Origin of the sequence: Corynebacterium matruchotii (genome assembly GCF_011612265.2) — a bacterium.
Taxonomy (GTDB): domain Bacteria; phylum Actinomycetota; class Actinomycetes; order Mycobacteriales; family Mycobacteriaceae; genus Corynebacterium; species Corynebacterium matruchotii.
On sequence record NZ_CP050134.2, the window covers coordinates 1625685 to 1651356 of the forward strand.

At 57.3% G+C, this 25672-nt stretch carries 19 protein-coding genes, 1 tRNA gene and 1 pseudogene; 14 read left to right on the plus strand and 7 right to left on the minus strand.

The window, feature by feature from the left end:
- Positions 1-4 precede the first annotated feature (4 nt).
- From narI to HBA49_RS07280, 7 genes are all read left to right on the plus strand, one after another.
- A complete protein-coding gene (narI, locus tag HBA49_RS07250) occupies positions 5-784 on the plus strand; it encodes a respiratory nitrate reductase subunit gamma (protein WP_005523272.1) in 780 nt (259 codons plus the stop codon).
- A gap of 222 nt (positions 785-1006) precedes the next feature.
- Positions 1007-1864, plus strand: a complete 858-nt coding sequence (gene modA, locus HBA49_RS07255) for a molybdate ABC transporter substrate-binding protein (RefSeq protein WP_005527070.1) — start codon at positions 1007-1009, stop codon at positions 1862-1864.
- Positions 1848-3773 (plus strand): molybdate ABC transporter permease subunit, encoded by a 1926-nt coding sequence (gene modB / locus HBA49_RS07260; RefSeq protein WP_225865995.1) that lies wholly within the window; start codon positions 1848-1850, stop codon positions 3771-3773. The genes modA and modB overlap by 17 nt, the downstream gene beginning before the upstream one ends.
- A gap of 48 nt (positions 3774-3821) precedes the next feature.
- On the plus strand, positions 3822-4646 hold the full coding sequence (locus HBA49_RS07265; RefSeq protein WP_005523277.1) for a helix-turn-helix domain-containing protein: 825 nt from the start codon (positions 3822-3824) through the stop codon (positions 4644-4646).
- 155 nt (positions 4647-4801) lie between these two features.
- Positions 4802-6127: an MFS transporter gene (locus HBA49_RS07270; RefSeq protein WP_005527284.1), complete on the plus strand. Its 1326-nt coding sequence runs from the start codon at positions 4802-4804 to the stop codon at positions 6125-6127.
- Between the two features lie 324 nt (positions 6128-6451).
- Positions 6452-7177, plus strand: a complete 726-nt coding sequence (locus tag HBA49_RS07275) for a helix-turn-helix transcriptional regulator (protein WP_040432243.1) — start codon at positions 6452-6454, stop codon at positions 7175-7177.
- Positions 7178-7349: 172 nt separating this feature from the next.
- On the plus strand, positions 7350-8333 hold the full coding sequence (locus HBA49_RS07280; protein ID WP_005527546.1) for a hypothetical protein: 984 nt from the start codon (positions 7350-7352) through the stop codon (positions 8331-8333).
- A gap of 138 nt (positions 8334-8471) precedes the next feature.
- Here HBA49_RS07280 and HBA49_RS07285 read toward each other — a convergent pair whose 3' ends face one another.
- The 5 genes from HBA49_RS07285 to argS form a co-directional block, all read right to left on the minus strand.
- Positions 8472-8891, minus strand: a complete 420-nt coding sequence (locus HBA49_RS07285; protein ID WP_005527354.1) for a hypothetical protein — start codon at positions 8889-8891, stop codon at positions 8472-8474.
- A complete protein-coding gene (gene thrB / locus HBA49_RS07290) occupies positions 8888-9814 on the minus strand; it encodes a homoserine kinase (protein ID WP_005527061.1) in 927 nt (308 codons plus the stop codon). The genes HBA49_RS07285 and thrB overlap by 4 nt, the downstream gene beginning before the upstream one ends.
- Positions 9815-9856: 42 nt before the next feature.
- Positions 9857-11194: a homoserine dehydrogenase gene (locus HBA49_RS07295; protein ID WP_005527109.1), complete on the minus strand. Its 1338-nt coding sequence runs from the start codon at positions 11192-11194 to the stop codon at positions 9857-9859.
- 62 nt (positions 11195-11256) lie between these two features.
- Positions 11257-12615 (minus strand): diaminopimelate decarboxylase, encoded by a 1359-nt coding sequence (lysA, locus tag HBA49_RS07300; protein ID WP_005527348.1) that lies wholly within the window; start codon positions 12613-12615, stop codon positions 11257-11259.
- A 13-nt stretch (positions 12616-12628) separates the two neighbouring features.
- Positions 12629-14281 carry an arginine--tRNA ligase gene (gene argS, locus HBA49_RS07305; RefSeq protein ID WP_005527422.1) on the minus strand — a complete coding sequence of 551 codons (1653 nt, stop codon included), beginning with the start codon at positions 14279-14281 and terminating at the stop codon, positions 12629-12631.
- Positions 14282-14523: 242 nt separating this feature from the next.
- Between argS and HBA49_RS07310 the strand changes: the two genes are divergently transcribed.
- The 7 genes and pseudogenes from HBA49_RS07310 to HBA49_RS07340 all read left to right on the plus strand — a co-directional run bounded on the left by HBA49_RS07310 (position 14524) and on the right by HBA49_RS07340 (position 23236).
- Entirely contained in the window at positions 14524-16197 is a 1674-nt protein-coding gene (locus HBA49_RS07310) for an L-lactate permease (RefSeq protein ID WP_005527129.1), read from the plus strand.
- Positions 16198-16597: 400 nt separating this feature from the next.
- Positions 16598-17383 carry a (Fe-S)-binding protein gene (locus tag HBA49_RS07315; RefSeq protein WP_005523308.1) on the plus strand — a complete coding sequence of 262 codons (786 nt, stop codon included), beginning with the start codon at positions 16598-16600 and terminating at the stop codon, positions 17381-17383.
- A gap of 26 nt (positions 17384-17409) precedes the next feature.
- Complete coding sequence (locus HBA49_RS07320; RefSeq protein WP_081455708.1) at positions 17410-18954, plus strand: LutB/LldF family L-lactate oxidation iron-sulfur protein; 1545 nt, start codon at positions 17410-17412, stop codon at positions 18952-18954.
- Positions 18954-19586, plus strand: coding sequence for a LutC/YkgG family protein (locus HBA49_RS07325; RefSeq protein ID WP_005527552.1), 633 nt, complete (start codon positions 18954-18956; stop codon positions 19584-19586). The genes HBA49_RS07320 and HBA49_RS07325 overlap by 1 nt, the downstream gene beginning before the upstream one ends.
- 480 nt (positions 19587-20066) lie before the next feature.
- Positions 20067-21653 (plus strand): alpha/beta fold hydrolase, encoded by a 1587-nt coding sequence (locus tag HBA49_RS07330; RefSeq protein ID WP_005527056.1) that lies wholly within the window; start codon positions 20067-20069, stop codon positions 21651-21653.
- A 96-nt stretch (positions 21654-21749) separates the two neighbouring features.
- A tRNA-Arg gene (locus HBA49_RS07335) sits at positions 21750-21822 on the plus strand.
- Positions 21823-22056: 234 nt separating this feature from the next.
- Positions 22057-23236: pseudogene (locus tag HBA49_RS07340) on the plus strand (IS1249 family transposase).
- Between the two features lie 87 nt (positions 23237-23323).
- On the opposite strand, the gene HBA49_RS07345 reads toward HBA49_RS07340, so the two are convergent.
- Together HBA49_RS07345 and HBA49_RS07350 are read right to left on the minus strand one after the other, a co-directional pair.
- Positions 23324-24826 carry a nucleotidyl transferase AbiEii/AbiGii toxin family protein gene (locus tag HBA49_RS07345; RefSeq protein WP_005526978.1) on the minus strand — a complete coding sequence of 501 codons (1503 nt, stop codon included), beginning with the start codon at positions 24824-24826 and terminating at the stop codon, positions 23324-23326.
- Positions 24827-24831: 5 nt separating this feature from the next.
- Positions 24832-25521 (minus strand): hypothetical protein, encoded by a 690-nt coding sequence (locus HBA49_RS07350; RefSeq protein WP_005527287.1) that lies wholly within the window; start codon positions 25519-25521, stop codon positions 24832-24834.
- Between the last annotated feature and the right edge of the window lie 151 nt (positions 25522-25672).

The following is a 25672-nucleotide window of genomic DNA, read 5'->3' on the forward strand; positions in this document are numbered from 1 at the left end:
AATCATGAGCTCACTGCAAATTTTCTTGTGGGTCGCCTTCCCCTGGTTGGCTGTCGTCGCCTGCGTCGTCGGCGTCGTCTGGCGGTGGCGCACCGACCAGTTCGGCTGGACCACCCACTCCTCACAAATTTACGAGTCGAAACTGCTACGCCTCTCGTCGCCGCTTTTCCACTACGGCATGCTGTTTGTCTTCGTTGGGCATCTCATGGGTTTGGCGTTCCCGAAGGAATTCACCCGGGCCGTTGGGTTGGACGATCATACGTACCACCTGGTTGCCACGATCCCCGGCACGATTGCCGGCATCGCCGCGGTCCTCGGGCTGATCGGACTCATTTACCGAAGGTTTGTCAACCGCACGGTGCGGATGCACACTTCTCGGTCCGATAAGGTCATGTACCTGCTGCTCACCCTGGCCATCATGTCCGGGTTTATCGCCACCGTGTCCACCCAGGTGTTTGGCGGTCCGCATGGCTATGACTATCGGGAAACGATCTCCCCGTGGCTGCGGGAACTGTTTATCCTCAACCCCATGCCGGAGCTGATGGAGGAAGTCCCGTGGCAGTTCAAGCTGCATGTTTTCTCCGGGTTCCTGCTGCTGGCGGTGTGGCCAGCAACCCGACTAGTGCACGCGCTCTCCGCGCCGGTGGGATATGTGACCCGCCCCTATGTGGTGTACCGGTCCCGGGATATCCGTACCCAACCGACCCGGCAGCACACCGCATGGGAGCCGGTGCGCACCAATAAGCACCAGCCTGCGGAGGAAGCCCGCTGGTCAGGAGCATAGTTTCAGAAACCGTATCGAGGGAAATTTCAGGTGGGATTAAGGCTTAATTCCAGATTAATAACAACCTGCATAACAGCTTAACTTCCACCTGCTACCCCCGTATTATGGGTAATTGAACCGATACAGCTCCCCTCATGTGGGGTTATTCCCGGGGAGCCTCGGGCATATTGCCATGGAAAAATTCTGATCTTCTACCTGGTCAAGAAAGGACCTCTCACGATCATGAAGAAATTCTTCGTTGCCGTCACCGCAGCCGTATCTTGCGTTGCACTTTTAACTAGCTGTGCGCAATCGAGCACATCGTCGCGGCACGCTAAGGCGGCAGCCAGCCGCTCGGCCGCAGCCAGCAAATCAGCTGCTGCAAGCAAGTCCGCCCAGGCCAGCGGTGACGTGACCAAGGTTTCCGCCCCCTCCCTCACCCTGTTTGCCGCCGCCTCCACCCGGGTGATCAACGACGAACTCCAGGCACTGCCGGAGTTGGCAGACACCAAGATAACGTTCAACAATGATGGTTCCCCTTCCTTGGTGCAACAGATCGAAGATGGTGGTCCGGCGGACGTGCTGGTCGCCGCTGACGAGAAGAACATGCAGAAAGCCGTGGATGGCGGCCTGGTTGACACCCCCGTAACGTTGGCTACGAACTCCATGGTGTTGGTAGTTCCGAAGGATAACCCAAAGAAAATTAAGTCTTGGGACGATTTCGTGAAGACCAAGAACTCCGCCACGGTGGTCACCTGCGACCTGGATGTTCCCTGCGGTAACGTGGCTGACCAGGTGCTGAAGGAAAATAAGGTTGAGGTGGAGCCCGCATCCCTGGAGACCTCCGTGTCCAACGTGTTGGGCAAGGTAACCTCGGGTGAGGCCGACGCCGGCTTCGTGTACGCCACTGATGCCGCAGCCGCCGGCGATGCGGTGACCACCATTGAAATCCCGAACGCTCAGAAGCACCGCAATAAGATTCTGGCCGCAGTGGTGAAGTCCTCCACTCAGCAGGAAGGTGCCAAGCAGCTCGTTGACCTGCTGAAGTCGCAGAAGGTTGCCGAATTGTGGAAGACCCACGGTTTTGAGTCAGCCTCTTAGGAGTTTTCCGCACTCTTCCGCACCGCTAGCACGCCCCATCACCATCCCGGGTGTGCTAGCGGTGTTGGCGTTTTTCGGGTGCGCGTTTTTACTCCTACCTTTGGCAGCCCTGGCAACCCGCGTCTCCTGGGACACTCTGGGCAACACGCTGCTGGAGCCAGCCACCCAAACGCTACTAGACATCACCCTGCGGTCGGCGCTGTACGCCACGATCATCACGGTGCTCATTGGCGTGCCCATGGCCATCATGCTGCAACGATTGCGTCGAGGCTCGCAACTGGTGCGCGTCCTTATCCTCCTGCCGTTGGCCATGCCGCCGGTGGTGGCCGGGTTGTCGCTCACGGCACTGTTGGGGCGGCGGGGAATCACTGCCCCCATCCTCAACGCTCTTGAGTTGCAATTCGCGTTCGCGTTCGCCGGCGTGGTGGTGGCGCACATATTTATCGCACTGCCCTTTGTGGTCATCACGGTGGATGCGGCGCTACGCCAGATCGACCGGGAGGTGTTCGACTCGGCCGCGGGCATTGGCATGTCCCCGTGGCAGGTGTTGTGGCGGATCACGCTGCCCACCCTGAGATCTGCGATCGTGACTGGCACCGGCCTGGCGTTTGTTCGCTCCCTCGGCGAGTTCGGCACCACCCTCACTTTCGCTGGTTCGCTGCCGGGCACGACCCGCACCATGCCGATTGGCATTTATCTGGCTCGGGAAACCGACCCCACCGATGCCTATAATCTTGCGGCAATCCTGATTCTTTTGGCGCTCCTGGTGCTCCTGTCCACGGGTATTTTCGCTATGCGACGCATTCCCAAACCGGTGGCCCGCACCATCACGGACCTCGACACTGACGCGCTGCGTGACCTTTGTGCCCCCACCCACCCGGCGCCGGACATCACCATCAACGGCGTCACCTTCCGCTCCGGTCAGGTGACCGCCCTGGTGGGACCAAATGGGTCCGGCAAAACCACGCTCTTGGGCCGAATCGGCGGCCGCCTCACCGGCGGGCAGGTGGTTTTGGGTGATGCAGATGTGAGCGCGCTCCCGCCCCACCGGCGGGGCGTGGTGGTGGTCACCCAGCAGCCTGGGCTGCCGCCATTTGCCACTGTGGCCCAGGCGCTCACCATGGTCACGAGGGATTCGGACCGCAGCCGGCGGCTCCTTGCGGCATCCGGCCTGCAGGAATTGGCGGGGGTCCGCTGTGACAGGCTCTCCGGCGGGCAGGCCGCCCAGGTGGCGTTGGTCCGGGGGTTGGCGGCCAGGCCTGCCGTCCTGCTGCTGGATGAGCCGCTGGCGGCCGTGGATAGCGCGGCCGCCCACCGGTGGCGCACCCTGCTGCGGGCCATCACCCCGGGGCGCACCACCATCTTGGTGAGCCACGATCCCCTCGAAGTGGCGTCGATAAGTAAGAACATTGCGGTGCTCGACCGGGGCGAGGTGACCGCGCACGACGACGCTTCCACGATTTTCCGCATTCCCCCGAACCCGTTCGTGGCCACTTTTACCGGACGGAATCGGCTCATGGGAACCGTGCACACCACCGGTAAGGAGTTTGTCACCCTGCATCTTGATGACGTCGACCACCCCAGCCCTATCACTGTCACGGGGATTCCCGACGGGCCGCTGTGTGAGGGCGACCAGGCGATCGCGGTCGTCGAACCGTTATCGCTCACACTGCAACTGCCCGAACAGGTGAGCGAAGAATCGGCGCGGAACCATTGGCCTGGACGGATTACCAGCATCGAGGCTCATTATAATTCCGGCGTGGGCACCAACGTCATCGTCGACGTGGGCGGCACCCCGGTGTTATGCCTGGTAACAGCGCAATCCGTGACGGATCTGCACCTTGATGTGGGTTCCGAGGTTATTATTTCTGCGAAGGCGCTCAACGTTATGATTTTTCCACAACTATAATTTCCTAGATAGCCCAAATGAAAAATGTGACGCTTGTAGGTGAATATTATGACTGTCCCCGATGCGGTTTCGAACCTTTTTGTGGAATCGCTCAAACTTAGCGCCAAACAACGTACAGTTCTCGATGTCATTCACGAGCATCCGCGGGGCATCACCGCCGCTAGAATCGCCACGATCATGGGCACCACTGTCAATACGTTGCGTGGGCATCTCGATGAATTACTCGCCCAGGAGGCCATCCGCGCCGAGGCGCCCAACGTGGGGAGCCGCGGCCGTCCCGCCCTCGTCTATTATTCGCGGGTGCCGGATAACCGTGCTATCGCCTTGGAATACATCACCTTGGTGCGGGTTTTTGCCCAATATTTATTGGAAACCACCGACGACCCGCGGGCTGTCGCCTACGATATTGGCCGTACCTGGGCGAGGGAAATATCCACGGAGCCATGCGACGAATCAGAACTCTTGGTTCGGCTGGCCCAAATGGGTTTCGACCCGGTCCCCGTCGAGGAGCCGCACAACCTGGCAGACACCCAACTGGCCGCGCCACCAGTTGAACAGTCGAATGTGCCTCATTCTGAGGCACCAGGGACGGCAGAAGCGTCAGATGGGACCGCCACAAGCCACCCCGACCATGCTTGCCGCCCGATCATTGAATTACGGTCCTGCCCATTTCTGCACCCGGACAAGGACACTCCCGCCACCGTATGTGACATTCACATGGGTATGCTTGCCGCCCGAAAGGGCCCCGACGGACGGGGTTTCACACTCACGCCGCATCATGGTGATGTCCTCTGTCATGTGACGGTCATCAATGAACACGTAACCGCCACAGACATCGGTGATTCCCCACCATATGGTGATAAAACCCAGTGATATTGGTGCCTGCAATTTGCGAATTTTTGCTGCAGAGAACGGTAAGATAAAATCCGGCCATTCAGGGTCACTCGATTCGGAGAAAAATCACCGATGACCACTGATAACACACCGCCAGTTTTTCTTTATCTGCACCGTTTCGATTGAGAGGTCTCATGCTGATAGAAGTCCCTCCCATTCACGACACTGGGAAGGGCGCCGGCCGTGTCCTTACCATGTCGTCTATAGCGTTTACCCTCATGTTTGCCGTATGGCTCATGTTCGGTATTCTTGGCGTTCCCATTCAAAAGGAACTAGCGCTCACCGATGAACAACTATCGTGGATTTCCGCGCTAGCAGTGTTGAATGGCTCCATGTGGCGACTACCGGCCGGTATCCTCACCGACCGCATTGGTGGCCGCAAGATCACCATTGTAGTGCTCTTCCTCACCGCCATCCCAGCATTCCTGGTTTCCCAGGCCAATAGCTACATCACGGTACTAGCACTTGCTTTCCTTGTTGGTTTCGCCGGTAACCTTTTCTCTGTGGGGACGGCCTGGAACTCTGCCTGGTTCGGGAAGGAGCGTCAAGGCCTGGCATTGGGGATTTTCGGCGCCGGCAATGTGGGCGCGTCAGTCACGAAGTTTATTGGCCCACCACTGATCGCCGCCACCGCCGGCGCTACCTACGCTTTTGGTATTCAGGGTGGGTGGCGACTCATTCCTGTCATCTACGCCGTGCTCCTTATTATCGTGGGCATTCTCACCCTCATCATCGTGCCCAAGGATGACCGGGCGCCGGGTACATCCAAGCCAATTTCGGAAATGCTGCAACCGCTACGACACATTCGCGTCTGGCGGTTCTCACTCTATTATGTGACCGTCTTCGGCGCCTATGTGGCGCTTTCCGCCTGGTTGCCAAAATATTACGTGGATAATTTTGATGTGAGTCTCACCACCGCAGGCCTGTTGACGGCCACCTATATTTTCCCGGCATCCCTGTTGCGGCCCTTGGGCGGCTGGATGTCGGATCGGTGGGGTGCGCGAAGGGTCATGTATGCCACCTTTGGGATCATGCTGGTTGCCAGTGGGATTCTCACCATGCCCGATGGTCATATCACCATTTATCACCCGGATGGCAGTGAATCCGATCTCATGTTCTATGAGATTTCGTTGCCGTTCTTCGTGCTCCTTGTGTTTATTTTGGGCTGCGCCATGGGTTTCGGTAAGGCCGCCGTCTATAAGCATATACCCGACTATTTCCCGGACAATGTGGGGTCCGTGGGCGGCCTGGTAGGCATGCTCGGTGGCCTGGGTGGTTTTATCCTGCCGCCGCTTTTCGCATACACCAAAACCTGGTCTGGTTTCCCCAGCTCCACGTTCTTCTGCATCTTTGTGTTGGTAGCGATTTCCTTCGCATGGATGCATCTGACGGTGTATCGCTTGATGCACAAGGCAACCCCGAAACTGGCTCGGGAAATTGAGGAGCCCGTCACAGTATAAGCCATCACATTACCGGAAAATCATGCACCATAATGGCGGAGCCGAACAACCAAAATAATCATGTGTGTCACATGTAGGTTCAGTGTGTTCCAGGCTTCGCTGTGGTCAGCAGCATGATTTTATCTATCCGCTGCCGTTATTATGGCGGATATTAAAATCGTAAGGTTTCCTAACTTATTAGTGGCGCTATAGTTTATTGGCGCCACTTTTAGAAATTGTGTATGGTCTGTGAAGTAACTGGACAATCACGCCACATAGATATTCCGCTATCAACCTTGTTTTGCTCCCAGCCGTACCATTGCCAGGAAAGCCATCACCCCGCTTATGATCCATCCGCCCCGCCCTCGCCCAGTGACTGAGCTGTTTCCCGAGTCGCTGCGACTCAGCCCTAAACAGCGCGCAGTACTCGATGCCCTCGATGAGTTTCCCAATGGCGCCAAGGTGGGTGAGATAGCCAAAGCTCTTGGCATGCATACTAACACCGCCCGTGGGCATTTGGAGGAGTTGGTGGCCATGGAGGCGGTCTTTGCGGTTGCAGCACCCACCACCGGCCGGGGTCGCCCACAGTTAATCTATAAGCTACGGATCCCAAATAATAAAACTATCGCCGACCAATACCTGGCCTTGATTAATATCATGGCCCAGCACCTGGAAGACAGCGCCGGCAGCCATGCCAAGCAATTAGCGCAGCAGATTGGGCGGGAGGCCGGGGCGCGGCTTATCGACGAGGGGTTCAGCTCCGCCAATATCCAAGAGGCGGTGGATGCCCTGTGCAAGCACCTGCGGGATATGGGTTTCGACCCGGAAGTCATTCCCACCACCACGAACTCCCGCAAGAAGCGGGTCGACGTGTGCATGCATTCCTGCCCATTTGTGAGCAAGGATGGAGAGCTGAAAGATTTCGTGTGCGATGTGCATCAGGGCATGATGCAACACCATAAAGACCTCTCCCCACTGCACATTGACCTACAGCCGCTCCTAGCCGACGGTAAGTGCATGGTGTCGATTTCGGAGGTCGACGAAGATGAATCGATCAACGATAAACAGTGAGATGTTCACCGGTTAACTTTCGCTAAAGTCAGTGGTCAGACCATGTTTTAGCGGTTTTTCGGCTAGCATGAAGGCACGGGGATGCGGCCGCCTGTGCCCACAAGAATCACCATGATGAATCGGCGCATGCGCACCTATCGTCCCCCACCCTCAGATGATAGGAATCACCATCATGACTACTCGTGACGTCACATCGGCCTCCCGAAACCTACTAATTATCTACTGGGTTATCTCCGCGTTCTGCTCCTACCAGCTTGGGATAGCACTCCGAGTCACCACGAAGCTTGTAGGCTTTGCGACGTTTTATCTGGGCTTCATGTCCCTCGTGCATGTCCCAATCCTCATGGCAGCGTCCCTAGGGTTGTGCATCTTTCCAAAGCACACCCCACACATCTGGCGGCAAATCCGCATCCCCACCATCCTCATCTGGATCATTGTCACCCTAGAGGTGTGGCTTATGGATGATGGTGACGCAGCCCGTGATTACCCTAACCCGCTCACATCCCTGGTCAATAGGCACATAGGGGGCGACCGAGAAGTAACGTATCTCTTGGTAGCCGGCGTGTTCTTCATCATTGCCGCCGCATGCTATGCCAGGATCCTTGTCATCGGCATGCAGACGCGGTCACGCACCGACGCAGAAACACAGGATACTCCCCCGCCACCTCGTACGCAGCAATCCGGTATTTGCCCCTGGCCCATAGGAAGCAGGACAGGGAAAACAGCGCCACGAGACGAACGAATTCCCAGCATCCTGTCATGGATGGGATTATCCTTCATGGTGCCATTAGGGATCATGCTGCGGTTTGGCGCCATGTCGGGGGCAGAAAAAATCGCATGGCCGCTGCTGGAAAGTTTCATAATGTATTTCACGACCTTCCCCCTGCTGCTTCTCGGCTTTGTCTTCCTTGTATACCCCAAAGATCAACCACCATTTTTGCAGGCTAAGGTGCCATTTATCGGTTTTTGGATCATGGCGACGCTGACGATGAGCATGTGGATGTTCCCACGGATCGCTATTATCCATGCCACCCATGCCCAAACCGAGTCCTTCGATCGCACCGCCATGTCCCTAGCGGTCATCGCGCTGGGGTTTTGGCTCTGGCTGTTAGGCACGGGGGGATCGCTACGCGATGATCGCACTCCACCTGACTAGGCGTCGACAAGCAAATAAATGTTGCATGAATTAGGGCTGACAGCACATACTCAGAAAAACCTGAGCGGTCGATGAATAATGCGTAACCAGCTTCCATTAACCGCCGGCCAAACAGCCTACAATCAATAACCAGGGTTTTTAACCGTTATCGAGCACCCACCGGGAAGATTGATCTGGCTGAGTGAAATTCAAAACCATACTGCCATGGGCAACCCGGATAGGATCTGAAGCATTGACGCAGAAATCAATGGCATCCCGCTTATATTCATAAGCTGTCCCTTTACCCTGAGTCACTGTCACGAGAGTATTCGAGCCTTCCTTCGGCGGCTCTATATCTCCACTCACATACCGGTTCAGTTTCTGTTTATCAGCCCCCGGGCATACCAATAAATAAGTATTGGCATTGGTGTTAAACACCGACTCAAGGGTGAGCGAGGTTTTCTCCGCCCGCTGACTCAAATATTGCTGCAATGGGTCACGGCCGCTGAACGCCCACACCACAAGGCCTATCAGCAGCACCACTATAACCACCACGGCCACAAGTATTTTCTTTATCATTTGTTCACAACCACCTTCACTGGTTCCGCCACATCGAGATGATGCACAGTCAACCCGGCCTCCCGCGCCTCACCCAAAATGGCCTCATCAATAGGTTCGGTCGATAACACCATGACGGTGGGGCCCGCACCGGATAAATATGCAGCATAGCCGCGATTCCGCAACCGATTCACCCATTCAGCAGTGATTGGCAACACATCCGCCCGGTAGGGTTGGTGCAGCCGGTCCCGAGTGCCCTCCCACAATAATTCCGGGTGGTGTTGCAACGCCACCGTCATCACCGCACAGCGGGACACATTAAACCGGGCATCCAAGTGGGTCACATCCGACGGCAGCACCCGCCGCACCGCCTCGGTGGAGGCGTGAAAATTCGGCACCAACGCGGTTGCAAGAATATTCGGGTGAACTGGGATTCCTACCGCCTTGTACTGCGGTTCCGTCCGACCATCGACGGGAATCTCCGTCCACGACACCACCGCACCCCCCAATACAGAGGCGGCGGCATTATCCGGGTGCCCCTCAAACGCGGACGAAAGCTGCACCACTTGTGCATCATCGAGTGGAAAACCGCACAGTCCATTGGCTGCTGCCACCCCAGCCACCGCCGCAGCTGCCGACGAACCCAAACCCCGGGACTGCGGAATCACATTATGGCACACCACCCGCAACCCCGGCGCGATAGCGTCGCAGGCTTTCAGGCCGGCGCGAAGTGCCTTGACCACCAGGTGGGAGCCGTCGAGTGGGAGTTCGCCGTGGCCTTCGCCGAAGACTTCGACTTCAAGACCGGAAGAAATCACTTCGACTTCCACGGTGTCGTAGAGGGCGAGGGCGAGGCCAAGCGTATCGAAGCCGGGCCCGAGATTGGCGGACGAGGCGGGGACGGTGACGGTCACTTTGGTACCAACGGGCAGTTCAGTGGGCATGGTGGGGTCCTTATTGTTGTGAGCTCTGAGTGGTTGCCGGTGTTATTCGCCGACCATGCGGATAACCGAGTTGACCTTAATGACGGATGGGGCGTCCTTGAGGGTTTCGACGGTGGCGGCCAGGTCGGATTCCTTAGCTTCGTGGGTCATGACCAGAAGTCGGGCGTTCTTTTCAGTGCCTTCTTCCTGGCGGACGGTACGGAGCGAAATGCCGTGGGCAGCAAAGATTTTGGTGAGTTCGGCAAGCACCCCGATGATGTCAACGACGGTCATGTCGATGTGGAATCGGGTGGGGACGTCACCGAAGTTGGCGATGGGCAGGTTGGCGTAGGTGGATTCGCCGGGGGCGCGGCCGCCGAATACTTTGTTCCGGCCGGCGCCCACAATGTCGCCGAGGACGGCGGATGCGGTGGGGTTCCCGCCGGCACCATTGCCGTAGAACATGAGCCGGCCGGCGGCTTCGGCTTCGACGAAGATAGCGTTGAAGCTTTTGTGCACGTTGGCCAGGGGATGGTTGCGGGGCACGAGGGTGGGGTGGACGCGGGCGGCGATGGATTCGTGCCCGGCCTCGTCCTTGAGTCGGTCGCAGATTGCGAGGAGCTTAATGGTGTAGCCCGCGGCCTTCGCGGCCTGAATGTCGTGGGCGGTGATATTCGTGATGCCTTCGCAGTGCACGTCATCGGCGGTGACGCGGGTGTGGAAGGCGAGGGATGCAAGGATGGCGGCTTTGGATGCGGCGTCGTAGCCTTCCACATCGGCGGTGGGGTCGGCTTCGGCATAGCCGAGTCGGGTAGCCTCGGCGAGCATGTCGTCGTAGGATGCCCCGGTGGAGTCCATGGCGTCGAGGATGAAGTTGGTGGTGCCGTTGACGATGCCGGCGACGGATTGGACCTGATCACCGGCAAGTGAGCGGCGGAGCGGCCCAACAACGGGAATGGCTGCGGCGACGGCGGCTTCGAAGTAGAGGTCGACGCCGGCCTGGTCGGCGGCTTCGGCGAGTTCGGCGGAGTGGGCCGCGACGAGGGCCTTGTTGGCGGTGACAACGGATTTGCCGCTGCGGAGGGCGCTGAGCACGAGTTCGCGCGGGTAGTCGATGCCGCCGATGACTTCGACCACGAGGTCTACGTCGTCGCGTTTAATGAGGCTGCGGGCGTCGTCGGTGAGAAGCCCCAGTTCGTCGGCAAGGGTGCCAACGTGTTTTTCCTTGTTAGACACGGCCACGCCACGGACTTCGAGGGGGCCACCGGTGCGGTGGGCGAATTCGTCGGCGTTTTCCACCATGAGGCGGAGCACTTGGGAGCCGACGGTGCCGTAACCGAGGATAGCAATGCCGACGGTGGATCCTGCGCCTTTGCCGGGGTTGAAAGTGGTGGGGGTCATGGTTTTGTGCTCCTTGATGGGTTGTGGTTGGTTGTGCTTTGCGACGCCGGCCTGGTCGGGGGTTAGGCTTCGAGGTTGAAGAAGTCTTCGAGGGTTTCGCGGCGGACCATGAGGTGGGCTTTATCGTCGGCGGCGCCGACGCTGACGATGGCGGGCCGCATCATCATGTTGTAGCGGCTGGACATGGAGTAGCAGTAGGCGCCGGTGGCGGCGAGGGCCACGATGTCACCTGGGCGAATGTCCTCGGGGAGGTTACGGTCGTTGATGAGGATATCGCCGGATTCGCAGTGGGAGCCGACGACACGGGTTGGGATGAGTGGGGCGTCGGTGCTGCGGTTGACGAGTCGGATGTCGTATTCGGCGCCGTAGAGGGCGGGCCGAATATTATCGCCCATGCCGCCGTCGACGCTGATGTAGCGGCGGGTTTTGCCGCCGTCAATGGTGACGTCTTTGACGGTGCCAACGGTGTAGACGGTGACGGTGCTGGGTCCGGCGATGGCCCGGCCGGGTTCCACCTTGATAAACGGCATGGTCAGGTGGAGTCGTTCGGCGTAGGTGTTGACTCGTTGCAGGAGGTCGGTGGAGACGGCTTCGACGTCGAGGGGTTGTTCACCCTCAACGTAGGCGATGCCGTAGCCGCCACCAAGGTTGAGGATGTTGAACTCCTCCCCTACCTCGCATTCTTCGATGATGGTGCGGTAGAGCTTGAGGATGCGTTCCGCGGCCAGGGAGAAGCCTTCAGCGTCGAACACTTGGGAGCCAACGTGGCAGTGGAGGCCGATGAGCCTGAGATTGGGGAGTTCGACGACGCGCCGGGCAGCTTTGAGGGCAGAGCCGGAGGCGAGAGAGAAGCCGAATTTTTGGTCTTCGTGGGCGGTGGAGATGAATTCGTGGGTGTGGGCGTCGATGCCGGGTTTGACGCGGATGAGGACGTCTTGGGTTTGGCCGAGTTCCGCGGCAATAGTGTTGAGGTCTTCGATTTCTTGGTGGGAGTCGAGAATGACGAAGCCGACGCCTTTGCTGACGCAGTCGCGGAGGAAGGCTGCGTCTTTGTTATTGCCGTGGGCGGCGATGCGTTCGGCGGGGAATCCGGCGTGGAGGGCGACGAGGAGTTCGCCGTGTGAGGCGATGTCGAGGGAGAGGCCTTCTTCGTTGACCCATTGGACGATGCGGGAGGTCATGAAGGCTTTGGATGCGTAGTGGACGTGTTCGGGGCCGCCGAAGGCGCGGGCCATGTCGCGGCAGCGGGAGCGGAAGTCGATTTCGTCGACAACCATGACCGGGGTGCCGTATTCTTTGGCGATGCTGGGCAGGCTAACGCCGGCGATGCTAACACCACCATCGCGCATGGCGGTGCGGGGCCAGACTGCGGCGGGGAGTTTGTTGAAGGTTGGAGCGTTGAAGTCAGGTGTGTGGGTCATGTGGGTTCTCTCGTTACATTTGTTCCGGCGCGGTGACGCCGAGGAGGCCGAGGGCATTGGCGATGACTTGGCGGGTGGCGGTGGCCAGCGCCAGGCGGGCGGTGTGGATGGGTTGGGCTTGCTCGCCTGCCTTGGGCAGGATTTGGCAGGTGTCGTAGAAGCGGTGGAAGGTGCCGGCGAGTTCTTCGATGTAGCGGGCGATGCGGTGGGGTTCGCGGAGTTCGGCGGCGGCTTTGACCACGGTGGGGTATTCGCCGAGGGTGCGGATGAGTGTGCCTTCGTGGTCTTCGGTAAGCAGTGACAGGTCGGGGTTGTCTACAGTCACGCCGACGGCAGCGGCTTTCTTGGCCAGGGAGCACAGGCGGGCGTGGGCGTATTGCACGTAGTAAACGGGGTTTTCGTTGGATTGGTTGGCCCACAGGGTGAGGTCGATGTCGAGGGTGGAGTCGACGGAGGACCGCACGAGGGAGTAGCGGGCGGCATCAATGCCGATGGCTTCGACCAGATCGTCGAGGGTGATGATGGTACCGGCACGTTTGGACATGCGGACGGCTTCACCATCGCGGACCAGGTTGACGAGTTGGCCGATGAGGACTTCCACGTTGTTGGGGTTATATCCCATGGCTGCTGCGGCGGCGCGCAGGCGGGAAATGTAGCCGTGGTGGTCAGCGCCGAGCATGTAGATGGAGCGGGTATGGCCGCGTTCGAATTTGTTTGCGACGTATGCGATATCGCCAGCGATGTAGGCAGCATCCCCGTCGGATTTGATGACGACCCGGTCCTTGTCGTCGCCGTAGTTGGTGCTGCGCAGCCACCAGGCGCCGTTGCTGAAGTACAGGTTGCCGTTTTCTTTGAGCTTGTCGACGGCGCGGTCGACGGCGCCGGATTCAAAGAGGGAGTTCTCGTGGAAGTACACGTCGAAGTCGACGCCGAATTCGTGGAGGGTGGCCTTGATGTGATCGAACATGAGTTCAACACCGAGGGCGCGGAAGGTTTCGCGCATGTCGGGTTCGGATTGCTGGAGCACCCCGGGTTCTTGGGCCACGATATTGGCGGCGATTTCGGAGATGTAGTCGCCACCGTAGCCGTCTTCGGGGACGGGTTGGCCTTTGGCGGCGGCAATGAGGGAGTTGGTGAACCGGTCGATTTGGCGGCCGTGATCGTTGAAGTAATATTCGCGGGTCACGTCAGCGCCGCAGGCTGCGAGAATTCGGCCGAGGGAGTCGCCCACGGCGGCCCACCGGGTGCTGCCGAGGTGGACAGGTCCGGTCGGGTTGGCGGAGACGAATTCCAAGTTGATGCGTTCCCCGCTGTAGAGGCTGTTGTGCCCGTAGGTGGTGCCGGCAGCAAGGATGTCGGCCACGATTTGGCCCTGGGCGGCGGCGGCCAGTCGGATGTTAATGAATCCGGGGCCGGCGATGTCGACGGTGGCGATCTCGTCGTGCGCCGACAGGGCGTCGACAAGCAGGCCGGCGAGTTCGCGCGGATTCATTCCTACCTTCTTGGCAATCTGGAGCGCCAGGTTGGTGGCGTAGTCGCCGTGCTCGGGATTGCGAGGGCGTTCCACGACTACTTGCTCGGGCAGGGCGGTCACGTCCAGCTGTCGATCGGCAAGTATCTTGTGGGCCTCAGTGTTGATGAGGTGGGAAAGATCCGATGGTGTCATAACGCAACAGTGTAACCGATGAAAAAGCCAGAAAATAATATGTGTCGAGCATTCTTATCGGGACGGTTGCGTATCTTCACACTCAACCCGTAATGTGAATTGAGTAACTTTTACGCCACTGGGCGACCATACCGACAAAGATCTAGAATGATGAGGTCCAAATTAATCACCTATCAACACACTGAATAATTGTTAACCCCTCACCTATATATGTCACGAACATTTTGTTTTAAGGAGTTGCGATGGACACATTTCAACCAGTGACTGACTCCGTTGGCGAGAGCCTCGGACTTTCAGCACTCGTCGCATGCGTTCCACTGCTGGCGTTTTTCATCATGCTCATCGGGGTGAAAGCCCGTGCCCATGTTTCCGCCGCTGTGGCGTTGGCTGCCGGCATTCTTGTTGCGGTTCTTGGTTTCCATATGCCTATTGAGCTGTCTGTCATGTCCGCGTTCCGCGGTGGCGCCTTCGGTTTGGTGCCGATCGTGTGGGTGATCGTGATGGCCATCTGGTTCTACCAGATCACGGTTGCCTCGGGAAGGTTCGAAGACCTGCGCCGGACCTTCGATAAGCTGGGCAACGGTGACGTGCGCGTCCAAACCATTTTGATTGCGTTCTGCTTCGGTGGCCTGTTGGAGGCCTTGGCCGGTTTCGGCGCCCCGGTGGCGATCACCGCCACCATGATTTTGGCGCTGGGCGTCAAACCGCTCAAGGCCGCCACTGTGGTGTTGTTGGCCAATACCGCCCCGGTGGCGTTCGGTGCGGTGGCCACCCCGATCATTACGGCTGGCGAGGTCGGCGGCCGTAGTGCGGAGCAAACCGCGAACATTGCTGCCATCGTCGGTATGCAAACCCCCATCATTGCCATGTTTATTCCGGCAATTCTGCTGTTCATCCTGGACGGCTGGAAGGGCGTGAAGGCCGCCTGGGCCCCGGCATTCGTCATCGGCATTAGCTTCGCTATCGCCAAGTACATCACGGCTAACTTCTTCGTCTACCAGCTCACCGACGTGATCGCTTGTATCGTGTCGCTGGGTGTGGCTTTCGCATTCCTCCAGCGGTGGCAGCCGAAGGATGTCGAGGAAATGCGGGAACGCATGGATCTGCCACCGGCCCCTACCTCCGAGGATCTGCCTCGGCAACGCGTATGGATGGCAATGCTCCCCTACGCCATTGTGACCGTGATCTTCGGTGTTGCCAACGTTGGTGCCGTCAGCACCGCCTTGAAGTCCCTCACGGTGAAGATCCCGTGGCCGCTGTTGCACGACCGGCTACTCAACACCGCGGGCGCCCCGAACGCCTCGTCGGGCACCTATTCGGTGGCGGTACTGCACAACCCGGGTACGCTGCTGTTGATTTCCGGGCTGATTGTGGCACTCGTGTACTCCAAGTATTCGGAGAACGGGAAGTACTCGCTGACCGCTAACCAGGCGTGGAAGGAGCTCACCGGCACGTTCTACCGGATGCGGTGGTCGATTTTGACGATCGTGTTGGTGCTGGGTCTCGCCTATGTCATGAACGACTCCGGCCAGACCATTGCGATTGGCCAGTTCGTGGCTTCCCTGGGTGGCCTGTACACCTTCCTGGCACCGATGCTGGGCTGGGTGGGCACCGCCGTGACCGGTTCGGACACGTCCGCTAACGCCCTGTTCAGTAAGATGCAGGTCACCGCGGCTGAGCAGGCCGGTATTAACCCGGATCTGATGCTGGCCGCCAACACCACCGGTGGCGTGGTGGGCAAGATGGTGTCCCCGCAGTCGCTGGCTATTGCCGCTACCGCCGTGGAGATGGAGGGCAAGGAGTCCGACATCTTCAAGGCTGTGGTGGGCTGGTCGTTCGCCTTCGTGCTCTTCGTGTGCTGCCTGGTCTACCTGGAGGCCACGGTACTGTCGTTCACGGTTCCGATCATCCCCTAAAATCCGGCTCTAGAGACGACCACAAGTTGTCTCTTGACGCTCTCACTCCAACCACGGATTCACCCCATATGGGTGGGTCCGTGGTTATATTTTTCACAATTGACCCCCACAAAATGTCACCATGGCTCCCCCCGAAATCCCATAACCCCACATGAGAGGGATGTGGGGATTTTCGCAACACTAGTGTTTTTTATATAAGTGCAGCTTGTGGCTAAATTTTCGGGGGATTTCGGGGTAAATTAGATACTAAGTTTGGCACGTGATGCTTCATCACTGTTTGGTTTCACTTGCTTTTCGGGTGCTGCACATTTGCTTGCTGTAGCCGTCGAAAAGCGATCGCTCGGACACCAGCCGCCGAACATTAGCTCACAAACTCACCCTTACCAGGAGCTTCAATCTGATGAAAATTGCGCTCTTTTCCACCTGCATCGGTGACGCGATGTTCCCCGATGCGTCCAAAGCCACGGCACTGCTCCTCGCGCGACTTGGCCACGACGTGGTCTACCCCAAGCAGCAAACATGCTGCGGACAGATGCACGTGAATACCGGTTACCAAAAGGAAGCCGTCGGCCAGATTAAAAGCTACGTCGAGGCATTCTCTGACCCCAGCATCGACTATGTGGTCGCCCCCTCCGGCTCGTGCGTCGGCGCGGTCCGCGAGCAACACGAGCGTGTCGCCACCCGTTACGGCACCCCGGCGCTTGTCGACGGCGCCAAGACCACGGCCAAGAAAACCCTCGACCTGCCGGAATTCTTGATCGATATTGCCGGGGTCGAAAACGTGGGAGCATTCTTCCCCCACAAGGTCACCTACCACCCCTCCTGCCATGGTCTGCGGTTTATCAAGCTTGGTGATCGCCCCTATCGGCTGCTCCGCAACGTTGAGGGCATCGAACTGTTAGAACTGCCCAATAAGGAAGAATGCTGCGGCTTCGGCGGCACCTTCGCGCTCAAGAACGCCGAAACCTCCGCCGCCATGGTGTCGGACAAGTCCCGCAATATCGAGTCCACCGGCACCGAATATGTCACCGGCGGCGACTCCTCCTGCCTCATGAACATTGCCGGCTCGCTGTCCCGCCAACATGTGGGCATTCGCGCCATTCACCTTGCGGAAATCCTCGCATCGACCAAAGAACATCCCTGGACCCCCACCTCAGCTGCTTACACCAAGGAGGCAATGCTGTGACCCCTATCATGCTCGGCACCCCTACCATGCCGCCGCGGGCATCCGACATTTCTAACCTGCGGGGCGACAAAACCTTCCCGCACACCGCCCACGATGGGCTCAATAACGTTACCCAGCGCCGTAACCTCACTAAGGCCACCACCACCATCCGTAACAAGCGGCAGCGTGTGATCGACGAGATCGACGACTGGGAGGATCTGCGCGAGGCAGGTTCCACCACCAAACGGTATGTGATGGCCCACCTGCCAGAGCTGTTGGAACAGTTCGAAGCCGCCGTCACCGCCCGCGGTGGGCACGTGCACTGGGCCCGCAACGCCGAAGAAGCCGGCAAGATCGTCACCGAACTGGTGCAGGCCACTGGGGAAAAGAAAGTGGTCAAGATCAAGTCGATGGCCACCCAGGAAATCGCCCTGAACGAGCAGCTGGAAAAGGTGGGCATTTTCGCCCAGGAGACCGACCTTGCGGAGCTCATTGTGCAGCTGGGTGAGGACAAGCCGTCCCACATTCTCGTGCCGGCCATTCACCGGAACCGGGCTGAGATCCGCAGCATCTTCCTCAAGAAGATGCCTCACGTGGATGATTCCATTTCCTCCGAGCCCGCCGAACTGGCCGAGGCTTCCCGCATGTACCTACGGAAGCAGTTCATGGAGGCCAAGGTTGCCATTTCGGGCGCTAACTTCGGTATCGCCGAAACCGGGCACGTCACGATTGTGGAGTCCGAAGGTAACGGCCGCATGTGTCTGACCCTGCCGGAAACCCTCATCAGCGTGATGGGTATCGAAAAGATTCTCCCCACCTTCCGGGACTACGAGGTGTTCCTGCAACTGCTGCCGCGTTCCTCTACCGGCGAGCGCATGAACCCCTACACCTCCCTGTGGTCGGGCGTAACCGAGAACGACGGCCCGAAGAATTTCCACATTGTGCTGGTGGATAATGGCCGCACCGCCGCCATGTCCGACGAGATCGGCCGGGAGGCCTTGAAGTGCATCCGCTGCTCCGCCTGCCTCAATGTGTGCCCCGTGTACGAGCGGGCCGGCGGCCACGCCTACGGTTCCACCTACCCTGGCCCGATCGGCGCTATCCTCACCCCACAGCTCACGGGCATTAATGACGCCCACGACCCCAACGGCTACCTGCCTTACGCATCCTCCCTCTGCGGCCGATGCAACGAGGTGTGCCCGGTGAAGATTCCGATCACCGATGCCCTGCTGGAATTACGGCACAAGAAGGTGAAGGAACACAAGCCGGTGGTTGAGGGTGCATTGCTGGCCAGCATGCAGCTCATGTGGTCGAATCCGCGACTGTGGAATTCGGCAGCCCACCTGGTGTTCATGGGTCGCCTCCTGGGCGGCACGAAGGGCAAGATCACCCACCTGCCGAGCTTCCTGGCTGGGTGGACGGATGTGCGCGACACTTCGGTGCCACCGAAGAAATCGTTCCGCCAGTGGTTCGACTCCAATGAGGCCGCCGCGCTCTTAGCGCGGGCGAAGGCGGAGGGACTGCCAAAGAATAATATTCCTACCAAAGCCGACTCTGATGCCGCTGACGCTGCCAAGGAGGAGAAGAAATAATGGACGCCAAGACCGAAATCCTCACGCGCATCCGTAACGCACATCAGCTATCGAACATGCCCACGGATGTGGAGATCGTCCGCACCTACAACACGAACAAGACCGAGGAGTATTCCCGGGAGCAGCTCAAGGAAATCCTCATTGAGCGTCTTGAAGACTACAAGGCGATTGTGCATGAGACCAGCGTGAAGAAGCTGCCGCAAACCATCGCTGACGTGCTCAAGGAGCGCGGCGCGAAGGAGGTTCGCTACGCCGAGGGGTTGGACAAGAAACTGTTTTCGGCCTTCACTGGTAACGCCACCCCGGATGATCGCAGCACCGACCCGCGGCTGCTCAACGATGTTGATGCGGTGGTCACTGATTCGCACGTGTCGTCGGCCCAGACGGGCACGATCTGCCTGGAGTCGAATCCTCTGTGTGGGCGCCGCGCGTTGACGCTGGTGCCGGACTGCCATGTGGTTATTGTGCGCATGGAGAACGTGGTGTATGGGGTGCCGGAGATGATCGGCCGCCTGGGGCATGAGAAGCCGGTCACCATGATTTCCGGCCCGTCGGCCACGTCGGATATTGAGCTCAACCGTGTGGAGGGTGTGCACGGCCCCCGCACGCTCATTTGCCTCATCGTCGACTAACCGGCCTGCGCCGACCCGTGTGCCCGCCTAGGCGGGCCAGCCTGGGCACCAGCGTGTGCCATGCGGCTTGGGGCTAGGCGGCCTGCCCACGCACACCGCACGTACCTGCCGCCCAGCTGCGCAACTGCCCGTCTGCTAGCCTGCCGGCCTTGCCCAGCTAGCGGCGCCGGCACAGATACAGCAATCATGTAGCGCTGGGCACAGGCACCCACGCAGCATCGGTACCGCACTGGCGTCATGTGACACCGTGATGGCGTTGGCAAAGCCCGCGGCCAGCTGGTGGTAATGATGGCATGGCACGTATGAGGCGACGACATAACAGCGAAAACTCCCCGGATGGGAAGGTAATAATTATTACCCCCTCTGGGGAGTTTTTCTTTCCGCAGAAAAGCTCATCCACTAACCTGAATATATAGATATCTAATTCTAAAATACTGATGAGTATTTATGATGAGTTTTACAAGGGAGTAGTCATATCTCATGGGAACTTTGAGGCACACCATACGGCGCGTCATGAGTGTTGTGACCGCAACAACTTTACTGCCGGTCATGATGCCGCTTACCGCCCAAGCCCAGGCACAAACCGCGGCAGCCCCGATCACGTGGGAGAACTGCCCGGCGGAGAAACTCGACCGGCCCGGCGCGCGCTGCGGGCACATTGAGGTGCCGGAAAACTACGCGAATCCGGGTGGTAAGAAAATCACCGTGGGGTTTATCCAATTCCCGAACGCGAACGCCGAGGTAGTGTTTACCAACCCCGGCGGCCCGGGTGGGGGCGTGTACGACTGGTTGGGGAAGAAGAACGGGACCCGGCTGCCGCAGGAGCTTTTCTCCCAGTTTGAGGTGGTGGGGGTGCAGCCCCGCGGTTTGGTGGGGTCCACGCCGATGGACTGCCCGGCAAACCCGGGGTCAAATCCAGTTGATGAGTTCACAAACCCGGGTAGCGCATTACGGTCCCGATGCGAGTCGAAGCAGCCGGGGTATGCGGACCAAATCACCACGGAGAACACCGCCCGGGACTGGGAGGAGGTGCGGAAATCGTTGAAGCGGGAAACCATTAATATTTATGGTTTGTCGTATGGCACGATCCTGGGGTCGAGTTATGCCAGCCTGTTCCCGAATCGGGTGAAGCATACAGTGTTGGATTCGGGTATTGATCCAACATTGCAGTGGTCGGAGATTATGGCCCGCCAGGAGCCGGCGTATCGGGATGTGTTGCACCAGTTCTTCGGCTATGTGGCGCAGAATGACGCGAAGTACCATTTGGGGACGACTCCCTATGCGGTGTACCGGAAGTGGGCGTATGCGGTCAAGGCCCAGTCCGGGGTGACGCCGTCGGTTGAGCCGCCGAAGGCCACGGCCGCGGATTTGCCGGCGGGCACGCAGGGCGCTGGTCAGGCAGGTGTGGATGCGATGAATTCGGTGGAGCCGGGTCGGGCCCAGGCGGAGAATGTGGGCACCCAGTTGACCGCTGGCGGCAAGTCGCAGCAGAGCTCGTTCTTGATGCTGTACACGCACGCTTTCCTGCCGATGGCGTATAAGTGGGATACGATCGCCCGGGCGATTGCGAACCCGAAGTTGGCTGAGGATGATTTGAAGAGCCTCGGCGAGCTGGATGTGAATGATGCGAAGCTCAAGGCCGCCACCGCGTCGCTGCAGATGCAGCAGACGATGATGTGTAATGAGTCGGTGACGGCGCCGCGGGCGAATGAGATTCCGCGGGCGTACTGGACCATGTTTGTGAGCAAGGATCCGTTTGCTACGGGCCAGCTGTTGCACGGTTCGGGTTTGGCCTGCCAGGGTGCGAAGCGGGTGACGCCTGGGGTGAAGTTGGATGGTTCCGCGTTGAAGGTGAAACCGCTGGAGATTCAGGGCCGGCAGGATCCGCAAACCCCGTATGGTAATTTCTCCCACATGCAGGCCGCTATGCAGTCCACCCTGGTGACGGTGAATGGTCCTGGTCACGGCCATTTCGGTTACGATAATAAGGCTGTGGACAAGCTGGTTTTGAACTATTTGCGCACCGGTAAAGCCACTGCCGGCGAGGTGCCGGGTTATTTCGGGTAGCCCCCGCTGCCCCTGCTTGATGGCCCGAATTCGTTTTTGGGCCGGCAGGTGCTAAACTGTCAAAGCGTTGCCGAAGATGTGGTTGAGGCAACGTGGGTCTCCGTAGCTCAGTGGATAGAGCATTGGTTTCCGGTACCAAAGGTCGCAGGTTCGAATCCTGTCGGGGACACGATTTCAGCTGGGTTGTATTATTGCAACCCAGTTTTTTGCGCTTTACGACGCCTAAAGTGGGGGCATTGGGGGTTAATGGATATTATGTGTGTCTGTTCTTTGCTATAACCGCAGACCATGATTGTTAAAACCGCGATCCATACACTATAAAAGCGTATTCCCCACCCATAACCCGGGAAATCCACGAAAATATCTACACCCTGGCTATAAAAATGCGGTTTCGTAGATTCCTATGCCTACAAACCGACCTAGATGCCCCATTTGTACAGGCCGCATGAAAAAACGGCACCACTCACTAAAGGAACCACCCGATGGTGGTATACCAACCCAACATGCGGAACCAGTACCACCCTACACCGCCCCGATGTCACTTTAACCCACGACTTCCAACTCTTTCACCACTACGCCACCAACACACTCCTGCTCACCCACTACACTCAAAAACGCCACTGCTTAATTAAAACCCTCACCCGACGCTTCGCTACATTCTGGCTGATCCCAATACCTATCACCACTCAACCCACCCGTGTGTACGACCAAATCTTCATCGATGGCACTTACCTCAACGGTGGCTGCTTACTCATCGCAGCTACCACAAATGCATCCTGTAGCCTGGCACTGGGCGAGAAAAGAAACCACTACTGCCTATACCCGCCTAATACAACAAACTCACCCCACCACTATGCGTAGCCCTCGACGGCGGGCACCGTGCTTACAGCACGATTAAACACTGCTGATCACAGGCCATGATTCAACGCTGTCTCGTTCATGCTCAACGCGTAGTATGCCGCTACGCTACCAGTACACCACGTACCACGGCAGGCGTAACAATCTACGCTTTGGCCAAGCAATTCACCCGTATCCACACCCCAGACCAAGCCACAACATGGATACTCAACCTCCACGAATTCGGACAAATCTACCAAGAATTTTTGAATGAGAAAACACTACTTCCCTTGAACCGGCGCGCAACCACTAAAACCTGGGAATACACCCACCCACGAGTCCGAAAAACCTACCACTCATTACTGCATCTAGCCCGTAAAACTGGCTTTTTACCTACCTCACTCCACCTACTACCACTATCAATCCTGACGGGTGAAAAGCTACGACCAACACCTTAGAAGGAGGTATTAACGCTCAAGTTAAACTCCATACCCACGTCCACCGAGGGCTCACAGCCGAACATCAACGCACAGTTATCGATTGGTGGTTACACCAACACACGCAACTGCCTGATAATCCGTTAACTATTGCTAGGCAATGGAACTTCGGTTACGACTTACTCGCTAAAGCCACGGTCTTGACTCAACCAGACCGACCCAGCAACCGGGCGGCCAGCTCTCTACGATAACACCATCCCAACCGAGTACTCACACTCGATTGGGATACGTAAAAACACCCATAACTAACCCCAACACACCACAAAGACACACATAATGCCCATTAACCCGCATTGGACTAGTCCTACGAGACAACAATCCTAACGCGTTGTGTGTTTATAACTGTTTGCCTTGGTCGTTGTCGTCATCGTTATCATCCGGGTTACCAAAGGGATCATCCCCATCCCCATAAGACTCCCCATCATCATTCTCATCAGGATTATCAAACACCTCATAATCGTCTTCATCATACGTAGTTTTCTCACTCGAAGACTGCCCCGAGGATTCCTGTGCCCCCTTTTTCTTTTCCTCTTCTGGCGACTTTCTACTCTTCTTATATTCCTCAGACAAAACATCACCAACCGTTACACCATTCACAAAACCCCCACCAAGCACGTAGTCCCCCCGCATCTCCCGTAACTTCTCAGGCAAATCCCCCACCCTAGACTTATTATCCCACACCCCCAAACCAGCCTCTTCGTCCCCCGGCACCCACATTTGCGGAGACCTCGCAAACGTCCGCAACTCCTTCCGATATGTGTTTTCTCTCCGGTGCGGCTCCATATGATGAAAACACGGATCCAACCATCTTGATACACGCCCAAACACCTTCTCCAACGAATGCACCACCGAGCAATGCTGAATCAACTGCCGCTGCTCAAACCCCTTCCTCTTACGAGTATCCTCAGGCTTCTCCCCTTGAGGGGGCCGTACTCTGTCGGCTACAATATCCTCATTCTGCTGGGCAGCACCCTCAAGCTCTTTTAATTCTTTTGGAGTGAGAAACATTTGCGTATACGGCCAGTTACTATCCGGCCTATGCCCAAATATTTTATTCAAAGGGTTATGAAGATTTTCCATGTATTTTAGGCCACGCTGAATGGTATCCGGACTGATCGGGAGATGAGAGGCCATAATCATTAAATCCCCCAAATCCTTCCACCGAGATGTCTCTCGATATTTCCCAATCGCCAAGTCCCCTAAATTCCTTAAATTCTTCCATCGAGACGTGTCTTCTCTTTGGTCATTGAGGGGGAATAATGCTGCAATTTTCCCGGCAATATATTTCCCCGGATCAATAAGCTTGATAGTGGTTGATGCCCGAGACGAGATAAGCGAATCCTGGACTGTTAACGCTTCGGTATCATCGTATTCCTCGGGAACCCCTCGGATCGCATCCATCTTAATCTGGACGTATTCTTTATCACCATCAAGCACCTGGATAGTATAGGTGTCACCGTTTCGGCTTCTCGTGTTCTCTGCTTTGAGAACTTTGTAAGTGAATAGGTCGTCTTCATCCTGTGAGAGGGTTTCCTCAAGCAGGCGTGTCATCTTATCACGTTTGATGGAGGTAATAATATCAAGGTCCCTGGAAATCCGGCACCCCGGCACCCGAAACAACAGGGAAGTACCCCCACTGATAACAACCCTGCCTAAATGTTTCTTCCCGTCAGAAGGTTGGTCAGCGTAATGCGAGAGCTGCACCGCAAGATGTTGAGACAACACCTGCTTCTTAATATCATCATCAAGTATTCTAACAGCTCTTTTATTCTTGGGTTGGTATTGCTCAGGGATGCTCGCTTTTATCTGCCTGACGATTTGGTTAGCGTTATATGGCATAACTATCACCAGTCATCATCGTCATCGTCGTAGTCTTTGTTGGTGTTAGGGTAGGGGCTGGCGTATTCGCTGAGGAAATGGTCGAGGACTTCTTTGCCGGTTCGGGGTTTCCTTCCGTTTTTATCAGTCCATGTCCCCGCACAGACTTCTAACACCTCGGCGAGTTCCTCCCACGAGCAGCCATAGTAATGTGCGTCGAGGGTGGCATCAGCAGCGTATTCAAAATCATCAGTAGTCATGAGGTATTTCCGCAACGCGGGCAGAATATTCTCTGTTGGAATATCATCAACCAGAGACCAATCTGTAGGCTGAATATTATCATCAACAATAAACTCGTCTGTAACCCCTTCCTCAATATTGGCATAAGGCATAAGCTCTGGTGGGGTGATGATACAGGCTGGGTCACCACTGCCGATCCGGCCGATTCCCCGGATTTGAAGCGCTTCACTGCTCGCCACATAAGGCATGGGGTTCCGCCGTTCCGGGGGAATAGCGGGAAAGGCTAAAAGCCACAACCAATAAGAACTGTCATTTGGCGAATGCCCACTGAGTTGGGTATAGAAACCATTGTTGGAATCCAAGAAACCGCCTTCAATAATAAACCCGGTGTCGCGTGCTTCTTGGATTTCTTCCTCAGAAAGTTGAGACCGGAGAAGGAATCCCCGTTGTTGAGCTGCTAAATCTCGATAACTCATAATACCCTTTCATAATGACTTCTGGATAGAGGGTTATTCACATATCCATGTTTTTCTATAGATAACTACGAAGTGTTACAGATAACTCATATCATGTCAACGGTCGATGAACATTAGGGGGTAACACCATGATTATCTTATCTACCAGCAT